Annotated in this window: 11 protein-coding genes; 4 read left to right on the top strand and 7 right to left on the bottom strand. The window is 50.5% G+C overall.

Annotation, left to right across the window (positions count from 1 at the left end):
* Nucleotides 1–162 precede the first annotated feature (162 nt).
* Nucleotides 163–1,095 (bottom strand): 2-dehydro-3-deoxygluconokinase, encoded by a 933-nt coding sequence (gene kdgK / locus LVQ76_RS13390; protein WP_151993858.1) that lies wholly within the window; start codon nucleotides 1,093–1,095, stop codon nucleotides 163–165.
* A 232-nt stretch (nucleotides 1,096–1,327) separates the two neighbouring features.
* Here kdgK and pdeH point away from each other — a divergent pair, with 232 nt between their 5' ends.
* Together pdeH and LVQ76_RS13380 are read left to right on the top strand one after the other, a co-directional pair.
* On the top strand, nucleotides 1,328–2,101 hold the full coding sequence (gene pdeH, locus LVQ76_RS13385) for a cyclic-guanylate-specific phosphodiesterase (RefSeq protein WP_232921841.1): 774 nt from the start codon (nucleotides 1,328–1,330) through the stop codon (nucleotides 2,099–2,101).
* 65 nt (nucleotides 2,102–2,166) lie between these two features.
* Nucleotides 2,167–4,233, top strand: a complete 2,067-nt coding sequence (locus LVQ76_RS13380) for an AsmA family protein (RefSeq protein WP_232863948.1) — start codon at nucleotides 2,167–2,169, stop codon at nucleotides 4,231–4,233.
* A gap of 701 nt (nucleotides 4,234–4,934) precedes the next feature.
* Here LVQ76_RS13380 and LVQ76_RS13375 read toward each other — a convergent pair.
* From LVQ76_RS13375 to LVQ76_RS13365, 3 genes are all read right to left on the bottom strand, one after another.
* On the bottom strand, nucleotides 4,935–6,260 hold the full coding sequence (locus LVQ76_RS13375) for an MFS transporter (protein ID WP_232921836.1): 1,326 nt from the start codon (nucleotides 6,258–6,260) through the stop codon (nucleotides 4,935–4,937).
* A gap of 249 nt (nucleotides 6,261–6,509) precedes the next feature.
* Complete coding sequence (gene yhjD, locus LVQ76_RS13370) at nucleotides 6,510–7,577, bottom strand: inner membrane protein YhjD (protein ID WP_232921835.1); 1,068 nt, start codon at nucleotides 7,575–7,577, stop codon at nucleotides 6,510–6,512.
* A 55-nt stretch (nucleotides 7,578–7,632) separates the two neighbouring features.
* Complete coding sequence (locus LVQ76_RS13365; RefSeq protein WP_232863945.1) at nucleotides 7,633–8,532, bottom strand: LysR family transcriptional regulator; 900 nt, start codon at nucleotides 8,530–8,532, stop codon at nucleotides 7,633–7,635.
* Between the two features lie 119 nt (nucleotides 8,533–8,651).
* Here LVQ76_RS13365 and LVQ76_RS13360 point away from each other — a divergent pair, with 119 nt between their 5' ends.
* Together LVQ76_RS13360 and LVQ76_RS13355 are read left to right on the top strand one after the other, a co-directional pair.
* Entirely contained in the window at nucleotides 8,652–9,410 is a 759-nt protein-coding gene (locus LVQ76_RS13360; protein ID WP_232863944.1) for an SDR family NAD(P)-dependent oxidoreductase, read from the top strand.
* A gap of 175 nt (nucleotides 9,411–9,585) precedes the next feature.
* Entirely contained in the window at nucleotides 9,586–9,831 is a 246-nt protein-coding gene (locus LVQ76_RS13355; protein ID WP_064514721.1) for a YdgH/BhsA/McbA family protein, read from the top strand.
* A 40-nt stretch (nucleotides 9,832–9,871) separates the two neighbouring features.
* On the opposite strand, the gene LVQ76_RS13350 is transcribed toward LVQ76_RS13355, so the two are convergent.
* From LVQ76_RS13350 to LVQ76_RS13340, 3 genes are all read right to left on the bottom strand, one after another.
* Nucleotides 9,872–10,399: a GNAT family N-acetyltransferase gene (locus tag LVQ76_RS13350; protein WP_232863943.1), complete on the bottom strand. Its 528-nt coding sequence runs from the start codon at nucleotides 10,397–10,399 to the stop codon at nucleotides 9,872–9,874.
* 5 nt (nucleotides 10,400–10,404) lie between these two features.
* Nucleotides 10,405–10,734, bottom strand: a complete 330-nt coding sequence (locus tag LVQ76_RS13345) for a DHCW motif cupin fold protein (RefSeq protein WP_232863942.1) — start codon at nucleotides 10,732–10,734, stop codon at nucleotides 10,405–10,407.
* 94 nt (nucleotides 10,735–10,828) lie between these two features.
* The gene (locus tag LVQ76_RS13340) at nucleotides 10,829–11,002 is read right to left on the bottom strand and encodes a DUF1127 domain-containing protein (protein ID WP_232863941.1); all 174 of its coding nucleotides are present in this window, start codon (nucleotides 11,000–11,002) and stop codon (nucleotides 10,829–10,831) included.
* Between the last annotated feature and the right edge of the window lie 142 nt (nucleotides 11,003–11,144).

The raw sequence follows: 11,144 nt of genomic DNA, 5'->3' as shown, positions 1-11,144 counted from the left end.
CTTCATCGGGGGCAGTGAGATTGATAATACCGAGAGCTTGTGAAAGTTCCATTTAAAAAGGGTCCATGTTGTGCATGAACCCTTTTTACACGAGCCACCGGATCGGTCAACTGATCCTTAAACGATCGGCATTAGCCTTTCGGCGCCTTTTTGACGCCCTTATTACTTTGGCATCGCTTCTTTAGGAATGATCGCGCCGCGATACTGAATCACGGTGCTCGCGGTCAAATGCCCGCGTTTTGCTGCTTCTTCTGCATTGCCACCGGTCAAACGCACCGCCAGATAGCCCGCGCTGAAAGAGTCACCAGCAGCCGTAGTATCGATAACTTTTTCTTTCGGTAATTTCACCGCTGGCACTTCTAATGTTGACTCACCCTGAATCGCTACCAAGCAAGAATCAGCGCCACGCTTGATAACCACTTCACGCACACCAGCTGCCTGAGTACGGTGAATCACTTCTTCAACAGGCTTCTCGCCCCACAGCAAATCTTCGTCATCCAGCGTCAGGAACGCGATGTCGGTGCAGGTCAGCATTTGCTGATAGACCTGTTGCGTCTCTTCACGGCTTGCCCACAGGCGCGGACGGTAGTTGTTATCGAAGATAACCTTGCAACCGTTCGCACGGCACTGAGTCAGCAGAGCCATCAGCTTTTCACGGCTAGCCGCGTTGAGGATAGCCAGACTGATACCGCTCAGATACAGGTAGTCGAACTGTGCCAGTTCTGCGCAAATAGCCTGAGCTTGATCGCTCTCCAGCCAGAAACGGGCTGCGGCTTCGTTGCGCCAGTAATAGAACGTGCGCTCACCGGTAGAGTCAGTCTCGATGTAGTACAGGCCCGGCAAACGGTGCTCCAGGCGCTGTGTCAGTTCGGTGTGAACGTTTTCTTGCTGCCATGCGTCGAGCATTTGCTGGCTGAAGTTATCTTCACCCAGTGCTGTAACGTAATGGACTTCAAGATCGGCTGCGTCAACCTGACGTGCGATATAAACGGAAGTGTTTAGGGTATCGCCACCAAAGCCGCGGCTAACTTCCGCACCTTTTTGCGACAGTTCAATCATACATTCACCGATAACGGCGATTTTGCGCGTTGGCATAGCAGTAAACCTGAATTAATGAAATTGGCACTAGTTTGCTGGTCGGCTAAAAACGAGTCAAACAATTTAAAACGATGTTTCGGAAAACTTTGAGCTAAGGCAGTTTATTGCCGATGTTAGATAACTCGCATTGATTGAGGTTGTACTGAAAGCGAACATAAAGTTCTCATGCGCCACGCCGATAACTTCTCGATGAGCCATCTGAGTTATCAAGGTAAACAGGACGTACATGATGAAGTTTAAGCAGATCACTCACCGGCTGAATACGCTTGAGGCGAGTGTCGAAAGTTTGCAGGAGCGGCGGTTCTGGCTGCAATGCCAGCGGCAGTACACCTTCCAGCCGATTTATAAAATCGACGGCCATTTAATGGCGATAGAGCTGCTGACGGTGGTGACTCACCCGGATGAGCCAGAAATTCGTATTCCACCCGATCGTTACTTCACATCTGTCTCTTACCGTACGCGACTGATGGTTATCGAAGAGCAACTTAGCCTGCTGGCTGAGTGGGAATCCATCTTCCTTGGCTATAAAATTTTAGCCTCGGTAAATGTTGATGGCCCGACATTGATGGCGATGAAACAGCACCAGCCGATTCTTACGCTTATCAATAAAATGCCGTGGGTGCGTTTTGAGCTGGTTGAGCACATCACCCAACCACAGGCTGTGACGCTTGCTGGGATGCAGGAATTTGGCCCGTTGTGGCTTGATGATTTCGGTACAGGTGTTGCGAATTTCTCCGCATTAAGTGAGATGCACTATGACTACATCAAAGTCGCGCGTGAGTTGTTTATCATGCTGCGCACCACCGATGAAGGTCGCAATTTATTCACCATGCTGCTGCAATTGATGAACCGCTACTGCAAGGGTGTCATCGTTGAAGGTGTTGAAACTGAAGATGAATGGCGTGATGTCCAACGCTCGCCCGCCTATGCCGCGCAAGGTTATTTTCTCTCACGGCCCATTCCTTTTGAACAGTTGGAGAATGTGCTGATTCGCCTCTCCTGATGCCGTTTTGGCCCCGCTCAACTATCTTTAGTTAAAGCGAGCCACATCAGGAAAGGGGGCAAGGCATGACTAAAACTGGAAAAATTGTAAGCGGTGTTGTCGGGGTTTTATTGTTGTTGGTTGTGGTGGCAATCATTGTGATTGCGACGTTTGACTGGAATCGGCTCAAACCGACCATCAACCAAAAAGTCTCGACAGAACTGAACCGGCCATTCGCTATTCGTGGCGATTTAGGTGTGGTTTGGGAACGTAACAAAGAAGAGACGGGCTGGCGCAGTTGGGTGCCCTGGCCGCATGTTCATGCCGAAGATATTATTCTTGGTAACCCGCCTGATATTCCTGAAATCACGATGGTGCATCTACCGCGTGTTGACGCCACCCTGGCACCGCTCGCGCTGCTGACCAAAACCGTCTATATCCCATGGATTAAGCTGGTGCAACCTGATGCGCGGATTATTCGACTGTCAGAAAAAAACAACAACTGGACGTTTAAACTTGCCAGCGATGGGACAAAAGATCCCAACCAGTCGCCGTCTGCCTGGTCATTCAGAATGGACAATATTCTGTTTGATAAAGGCCGCATCGCCGTTAACGACAAGGTCACCAAAGCGGATATTGAAATCCTCGTCGACCCGCTCGGCAAGCCGCTGCCATTTAGTGAAATCGAAGGCAGTAAACCCAAAGGCAAAGACGCCGCGAAAGCCGGGGATTATGTCTTTGGCCTGAAAATGAAAGGCCGTTATAACGGTGCGCCGCTCGAAGGCAGCGGCAAAATCGGCGGCATGTTAGCGCTGCGTAGCGAAGGCGACACCGCCTTCCCGGTGCAGGCGGATGTGCGTTCCGGTAATTCCCGCGTGGCGTTTATCGGCACGGTTAACGACCCGATGAAAATGGGCGGCGTCGATCTGCAGCTTAAATTCTCCGGCGATTCGCTGGGTAATCTCTACGATTTAACCGGCGTGTTGCTGCCAGATACGCCACCGTTTGAAACGGATGGGCACCTGCTGGCAAAAATCGACACTGAAAAAGGCTCGGTATTCCGCTACCAAAACTTTAACGGACGCATTGGCGACAGCGACATTCACGGCTCGCTGACCTACTCGCAAGGCAAACCGCGCCCGAAACTGGAAGGCGATCTCGAATCTAAACAGCTCCGTCTTGCGGATCTCGGCCCGTTAATTGGCGTGGACTCCGGCAAAGGCGCGCAGCAAAGCAAAAAGTCAGAGCAGGCGAAAGGCGAGAAAACGAATCAGCCCGCCGACAAAGTGCTGCCGTATGACCGCTTCGAAACCGACAAATGGGATGTGATGGACGCCGATGTGCGCTTTAAAGGCGGCCGTATCGAACACAGCGGCACGCTGCCACTGAGTAACTTATCCACGCATGTGATTTTGAAGAACGCTGACCTGCGGCTCCAGCCGCTGAAATTTGGCATGGCGAACGGCACCATCAGCGCCAATATCCACCTGGAAGGCGACAAAAAGCCGATGCAGGGGAGAGCGGATATTCAGGCGCGGCGTTTGCAGCTCAAACAGTTGATGCCAAAAGTGGAGTCGATGCAGAAAACGCTCGGTGAGTTAAACGGCGATGCGGAATTACGGGGCCGTGGCAACTCTATTGCTGAGTTGCTGGGCAGCAGCGACGGCAACCTGAAACTGCTGATGAACGACGGGTTAATCAGCCGCAACCTGATGGAAATCGTCGGCTTAAACGTCGGGAACTATATTGTTGGGCAAATCTTTGGTGATGACGAGGTGCGGATTAACTGTGCGGCGGCAAACCTTGATTTACGTGGTGGAGTCGCGACGCCGAGAATATTCGCCTTTGATACTGAAAACGCGTTGATTAACGTTACAGGGACTACCAACTTTGCCAGCGAACGGCTCGATTTAACCATCGATCCTGAAAGCAAAGGGATTCGTATTATCACGCTGCGTTCGCCGCTCTATGTGCGCGGCACCTTTAAGAATCCGGATGCAGGCGTGAAAGCCGGGCCGCTAATTGCGCGTGGCGCGGTAGCGGCAGCTCTGGCGACGTTGGTGACACCAGCCGCGGCTCTGTTGGCGCTGATCTCGCCGTCCGAGGGCGGTGACAATCAGTGCAGCCGTATTTTGGGGCAGATGAAGAAGTGAGGCCCTCCTCCGGTTGTCACCGCCAAGGCTGGCTCTTAAACATATCTATGTGAGCCATGCGAAGGTTCCGTTCACTTACTGTTCTGTGATTTATAAAGCCACCGAACCGGTGAACGAGCCAAGGGTGCTACCGCAGCACCCTTGGCAATCCCGGCTCCCGGCGTTTAAATCGCCGCTTTGCGGTAAACCTCCGTTTTTCCTTTCAGTCCCAGGGTCGGTTGTGACTCGCTCCCGGCGATCACAACCTCTCGCCGTTCCCGACGGCTCGACCCGGCCTTACAGTCAAAACGGAGGCGATTTATGCCGGACTCAAAGGTCAAAATCAAAAGCGAAGGTCAAAGTCTAAAGCCGAGCCGGTTTTGACCTTGTTCCCGGTATAAATTGCCCCAGCGTTACCCATAAGTCAGGGTTGAGCTGCCGGGAGCAGCGAAAGAGAGCGATCGCCGGGAGCGAGTCGCGAACGACCCTGAACGTTGGGGATAAGCTGGGGTTTACCGCGGAGCGGCAATTTAATGACCGGGCGCCAGGATTATCAAGGAGAGGGCGTTCTCTCCTTGATACGTTCACCGTTAACAATGGTTGCAGAAGTCGCCAGACGTTCGGGTGAACGGAAAAACCTCTCATCTTACAGATCTCGCCCCGATAGATTGCCAGAGCGAGATGGTTATAAGAGAAAGCCTTTAGTGGGGAGGGTGAAAAACCTAAAGCGACAAATGACGCGTCTCTTTCGACACCAACAGCGCAATCAGCGTAATCGCTGACATCGCTGCCAGATACAAGCCGACATAGAACAGACCGTAATTTGCCTGCAACCAGGTCGCGATATACGGCGCTACAGACGCACCCAGAATCGACGCCACATTATACGAGAACGATGCCCCGGTATAACGCACTTCGGTTGGGAACAGCTCTGGCAGCAGTGCACCCATCGGTCCGAAAGTTAATCCCATCAGGCTCAGACCAATCAGCAGGAACACCATCACCAGCGTCGGGTTTCCGGAACCCAACAGCGGCTGGAACACCGCTAATGCGAACACAATCATCAGGCTGGTGATCACAATCATGCACTTACGGCGGCCAAATTTATCCGCCAGATAGCCCGCGATCGGCACCATCACGCCAAAACCAATTACCGCCATCATCAGCATCCACAACACATCGTTGCGCGAGAAACCGAGGCCTTTTGGCACCGCCGCAGTGCTGAACGTCATTGAATAGACCGTCATGATGTAAAACAGTGTGTAAGTCGCCAGCATAATAAAGGTGCCGATAACGGTCGCTTTTAAATGCTTTGTCAGAAGTGTGCCGAGCGGTATTTTCACCTGCTTGCCCGCTTTGGCAATTTTGGCGAATACCGGTGTTTCGTGCAGTGAAACACGCACATACAGGCCGATTATCACCAGCACCGCAGAAAGAATAAACGGCACGCGCCAGCCCCAGGACATGAACTGCTCGTCGGTTAAGAGCCATGAGAGCAGCAGGAAGGTGCCGTTGGCAAAGAAGAAGCCAATTGGGGCGCCCAACTGTGGGAAAGAGCCGTACAGCGCACGTTTGCGTGGTGGTGCGTTCTCGGTTGCGAGCAATGCCGCTCCGCCCCATTCGCCACCCAGACCCAGGCCCTGCCCAAAACGCGCCAGTGCTAACAACATTGGTGCCAGCACACCGATAGTTTCGTAGCTCGGCAGCAGGCCGATAACGACAGTTGAAACACCCATTGTCAGAAGTGATGCCACCAGTGTCACTTTGCGGCCTACGCGGTCGCCAAAGTGGCCAAATAGCGCGGAACCAATTGGGCGTGCAACAAAGGCAATAGCGAACGTTGCCAGCGACTGTAGCGTGGCAGCGGTTGGGTCACCTTGCGGGAAGAAGATATGCGGGAAAACAATGACCGCAGCAGTAGCGTAAATATAGAAATCAAAGAATTCGATGGCGGTGCCGACAAGCGAGGCAACGACAACTTTTCCGCGTGAGTTGACGGGTGTGGCGTCAGTTTCGGTATTGATTGAATCAGCGATGGTGGCTTGCATAGATTTTTCTTATTTATAGCGAACGAAAGCCATATTACGCATAGCAAAAGGCGCATTTCAACGCGCGGTTGCCTCCTTCGCTGTGCGATTAACGCGCAATAAGAGGATAATTTTTAGTCCAGAAAATAAATATCCACGTCGTGCTTCTCATATTTAAAAAATCAGCGAATAAAACTGCTTTTAGGTTAAATAAAAGTTACAGGCTGGATTTATGTGCTGAAACAATATCTCGTACCAGCCTGTTATCAATCAACTATGGGTTTTACCCGGCATTCTCGGGTCATCTTTGTATTGTGCGGTGGCAATCCACGCGGCACAAAACAGCGTCAGGCGGGCGAAGAAATAGAAGAAGGCCATCAGACCTAAAACAGAGCCAAATGCTGCGCCGGAGGGGGATTTTATCAGCGCTGGCAAGCTGTAGGTCATAATGATTTTGATAACCTCAAAACCAATTGCCGCAATCAACGTGCCACGAATCAGAGCTTTCTTGCGTGGGCGGTGGCGTGGAAGACGCCAGAAAATCCAGAAGAACAGCAGGTAGTTAGCAAAAATAGAGATCGCTAACCCGACTAAATGCCAAACCGGTTTTAACCATTCGATACCGTCGAGATGCAAAAGAGTTATCAGGAATGCCTGGGCTGAACCGGCAACCGACGTGATTGAAAGCGTCACAATCAGTGCCACCAACAAACCAATTAGCGACACTAAATCACGCAGATACTTTACCCAGAACTTCTCCTGATCTTGTGGATTCCTTTCCCACTTATCGCGCGACTGAGCACGCACCGCTTCACGCAAATTCCCCATCCAGTTGATACCGGAATAGAGTGCAATCAGCAGCCCGACCAGGCCAACGGTTGTACGCTGTTGCACCGCAGTATTGATGGTGCTTTTCAGCGTGGCAGCAAGCGTTGGCTCACTAACGTTGATGAGGATTTTATCGAAAATCTCTTCCAGCAGTGTGGGATGCGAGGCGAGGATATAACCGGCGGCGGCAAACGCCACCATCAAAATCGGGATCAGTGACAGGAACGAAAAATAGGTGATAGCTGCGCCAAACTGATTGCCCATGCGGTCATTAAACCGTTCGGTGGCACGTAACAGATGCGCGACCATCGGGCGTTTCGCGGCTTTATTGACACTGGCAATCGTATGATTAACCGTCTCATTTTTTGTCTTGATATTGACCAACAGCTCCGATTCATCGGGTTTCTCAGGCGCAACTGGTTCGGATTTGGGTTGCGTCTGAAATTTGGCGACAGGCTCATAATCGAGCGATTCAGTTGGGCGTTTCTCGCTGTTATCCGATGTAGTCATCAGGTTATTTTTTCCTTTAGATAAAACAAGCTCTTCACGAAATTATAGCCTGGAGCTAGTCGACGTAACCTTTAACCAGCCCAGTCAGCCACTCCATAAACAAATGAACCCGGCGTGAAAGGTTGCGACGATGTGGATACAGCAGGGAAACCGGCATCGGTTCGGCGCGATATTGCGGCAGGATCTCCACCAGTTTTTTACTCTTGAGTAACTCTTTTACGCCGATACGAGGTACCTGGATGATACCAAGCCCGGCAAGGCATGCCGCCTGATACGTTTCGGTGCTATTCACCGTTATCACACCACCCGTTTTTACCCAGCGCGTGTTTTTGTCTTCCATGAATTCAAAACCTTGCGGTCGGTTGCCGAGATTGAGTGCGTAATGCACCACGGCGTGAGAGGCGAGATCGTCAAGGTTCTCCGGATAACCGAAGCGCGCCAGATAATCGGGGCTGGCACAGTTTATTAAAGTCAGTTTCCCAAGCGGTCTCGCCACCAGTCCCGAATCTTTAAGCTGCCCAACACGAATAACGCAATCGAACCCTTCGCGCACTACATCGACCATGCGATCGCTGCTACTTAATTCCAGCTCGATACCTGGATATTGCTGCAAGAATGCGGGCAGTTTCGGAATAACCAAATTTCTCGCCACGCCGACCGGCATATCCACGCGCAAACGCCCGCTGACACTTTTGGGATCGTGTAAAAAAAGCCCATCTAATTCGTCCAGGTTAGCGAGTAAATCGCGGCAGCGTTCGTAATAGACCATCCCATCCTGGGTGAGTTGTACCCGACGCGTGGTGCGATGCAATAGCCTTGTTCCTAGCACCCCTTCTAGCGCCTGAATCTGACGCGATACGCTACCTTTAGGTAGGCCCAGAGAATCGGCTGCGCGAGTAAAACTCTCCAGTTCAGCCACTCTAATGAATAGCTGCATTGCTTGTATTTTATCCACTATTTTTCCTTATTGTTGTTGTGGGTGAAACAGTGATGCTCAATTGGCAGTCTTTATTGATTTTGTAGCATCTAATAAGCTCTATCTCAATCACCGGACAGTTATCAACGAGGCAAATCATGAGTCAAACAATCGCATTAGTGACCGGCGGCAGCCGTGGATTAGGTAAAAACGCAGCATTGAAGCTGGCAGCGCGCGGCGTGAATATTATTCTGACCTACAACAGTAAGCAGCAAGAGGCGCTAAATGTTGTTCGCGAAATTGAGCTAATTGGCGTAAAAGCTGTGGCAATTCAATTGAATGTCGCCGAAAGCGCCTCATTTAGCGCATTTGCGAAAGAAGTGAAGCAGCAGTTGCATGACGTGTGGCAGCGCGATTCGTTTGATTATTTATTAAACAACGCCGGAACCGGGCTGGATGCGCTGTTCGAAAAAACAACAGAAGAACAATTTGATGATTTAATGAACATCCATTTGAAGGGGCCATTCTTCCTGACGCAGCAACTGTTGCCGCTGATTAAAAACGGCGGTCGTATCCTGAATGTTTCGACTGGCCTGACGCGTTTTGCGCTGCCAGGGAAAGCTGCTTATGCCGCAATGAAAGGTGCGATGGAAGTGTTGACGAAGTACCAGGCCAAAGAGTTGGGTGCGCGTGGGATCTCGGTGAACATTATCGCACCGGGTGCAATTGCGACTGATTTCGGTGGTGGTGCAGTGCGTGACAACGAACAGGTGGCGAATGCCATTGCTGCGCAAACGGCATTAGGGCGTGTCGGGCAGCCGGATGATATTGGTGATGCAATTGCTGTGCTGCTCAGTGATGAAAGCCGCTGGATGAATGCGCAGCGCATTGAAGTTTCCGGTGGAATGTTCTTATAAGAAAGGGCATTTGCGAGGGTGATATTCATCTCACTCTCGCCTGTTAAATATTGGTCAAAAATACTGAATGATATGAGCGAATCATTCCACTATCACCATTTGTGATACGGCATTATTCTTATCACATCGAAAGCGAACAAGCTTTCTCACTTAAAAAAGCTCAAGGATATACATTATGAAAAGCATCAAATATTTTGCCGTAGTTATGACTCTGGCTGCTTCATTCTCAAGTTTTGCTGCAACCACTCAATCTGTTGAAAGCCAGAAAATCGGTACAGTTTCGGTGAGCGGTGCTGCGAATATCGATAGCCTACAGGCACAACTGCAAGCAAAAGCTGAGCAGGCTGGTGCGAAATCAATCCGCATCATTTCTGCTGGTGGCGATAACAAAGTGTTTGGTGTTGCCGAGATGTATAACTAAGAATTCACGCTGTATGGGCCGCCGTTGTGCGGCCCGTGTTTTATCTGAACTCGCTGCGTAACAAACCAAATATCCAGTCATCCTGCCAGGTTCCAGCAAGAAAATAGTTTTCTCGCAGTATCCCTTCCGGCTGAAAACCGGCTTTTTCTAGCGTTTTTTTCGAACCGATATTCCCTACCGTGACTGTTGCTGTCAGTTTGCGGATCGCGCATTTCTCAAAGGCAAATTTGCACACGGCATGAAGCGATTCATAACCGTAGCCTTGCGCGTGAAAAATGGGATCGAGAATAAACCCCACTTCTGCCATTTCATCATCTCCACGCACAAACCCAGTAAAGCCAATAGGCGTGCCGTTATGTCTGTCGCACATGACAAGGCAAAGCCAGTGTCGACTATGCGTTTCCCAGCGTACAAGGCGTGAATTAAAAATCTGTCGAACCTCAGCTTCTCGACGTTCATCGGAAACATAACGCATCACGTCTGGATCTTGCTGTAAGCGTAAAAAGAACGGCCATTCTTGCTCGGTAATTTGGGTTAAATTCAGTCTGGAGGTCACAAGTGGGAACATGGTTTTTAATCCACGATAAAGAGAGTTGCGCCAATAGCGGTGGAGGAGCGATGCGGTTCAGCATTATCGGCGACCTGATAGCTCATTCCCGGCTTTAAAGTAAATACGCGCCCGTCTTCCAGCTCAGTTTGTAATTCTCCCGCCAGGCAAAACAGAATGTGCCCTTTCTGGCACCAGTGATCAGCGAGATATCCAGGGCTGTATTCCACCATCCGAACACGTATTTCCCCGAATTGCTGAGTGCGCCATAGAGCGTTACCCGTGATGCCTGGATGTTCTGTAGCGCTCAGTGTCGCCCAGTCGGTGGTGTTAAACGGCAGGTCGTTAATACGCATTGCTGATCCTTATTATTTTTTTAGGTGGTATTTGCTCCTTTAGTGATATCAGCAAAAAATTAACGGCGCCATATTTATGCGCCGTTATTAAGGGTTACTTCCAGTGGGATAAATCATCACATGTCAGCCCAATATCTCGTAATTGTTCCTTGCTCAATCCTTGCAGTGTGCGTGCTGTCTGGCGGTTTAACCATCTCTGGCGGAAATAACGGTAAATCATCACAAAGCCATAAAACGGTTTATGCGGACGGTTCTCTTCAAAGCCCATGATCTTGCTCCTCATCGTGTTGATGGGAACAATCATGCGCCGCCATACAGTTTGCAGGCAGACTCAAAAATAACTTTTATTTAACATACAGACGCGCTAAAACAAGATGTGAATGGTGGTTTTGCCATCACTCTGTACTGCT

It is taken from the genome of Buttiauxella cochleicola (assembly GCF_021283185.1).
Lineage (GTDB): Bacteria > Pseudomonadota > Gammaproteobacteria > Enterobacterales > Enterobacteriaceae > Buttiauxella > Buttiauxella massiliensis.
This window is presented reverse-complemented; position numbering and strand designations above follow the sequence as displayed.

Excerpts from the sequence above, each read along its gene's own strand:
- kdgK (WP_151993858.1), bottom strand. The coding sequence starts at position 1,095 with ATGCCAACGCGCAAAATCGCCGTTATCGGTGAATGTATGATTGAACTG.
- pdeH (WP_232921841.1), top strand. The coding sequence starts at position 1,328 with ATGAAGTTTAAGCAGATCACTCACCGGCTGAATACGCTTGAGGCGAGT.
- LVQ76_RS13380 (WP_232863948.1), top strand. The coding sequence starts at position 2,167 with ATGACTAAAACTGGAAAAATTGTAAGCGGTGTTGTCGGGGTTTTATTG.
- LVQ76_RS13375 (WP_232921836.1), bottom strand. The coding sequence starts at position 6,260 with ATGCAAGCCACCATCGCTGATTCAATCAATACCGAAACTGACGCCACA.
- yhjD (WP_232921835.1), bottom strand. The coding sequence starts at position 7,577 with ATGACTACATCGGATAACAGCGAGAAACGCCCAACTGAATCGCTCGAT.
- LVQ76_RS13360 (WP_232863944.1), top strand. The coding sequence starts at position 8,652 with ATGAGTCAAACAATCGCATTAGTGACCGGCGGCAGCCGTGGATTAGGT.
- LVQ76_RS13355 (WP_064514721.1), top strand. The coding sequence starts at position 9,586 with ATGAAAAGCATCAAATATTTTGCCGTAGTTATGACTCTGGCTGCTTCA.
- LVQ76_RS13350 (WP_232863943.1), bottom strand. The coding sequence starts at position 10,399 with ATGTTCCCACTTGTGACCTCCAGACTGAATTTAACCCAAATTACCGAG.
- LVQ76_RS13345 (WP_232863942.1), bottom strand. The coding sequence starts at position 10,734 with ATGCGTATTAACGACCTGCCGTTTAACACCACCGACTGGGCGACACTG.
- LVQ76_RS13340 (WP_232863941.1), bottom strand. The coding sequence starts at position 11,002 with ATGGGCTTTGAAGAGAACCGTCCGCATAAACCGTTTTATGGCTTTGTG.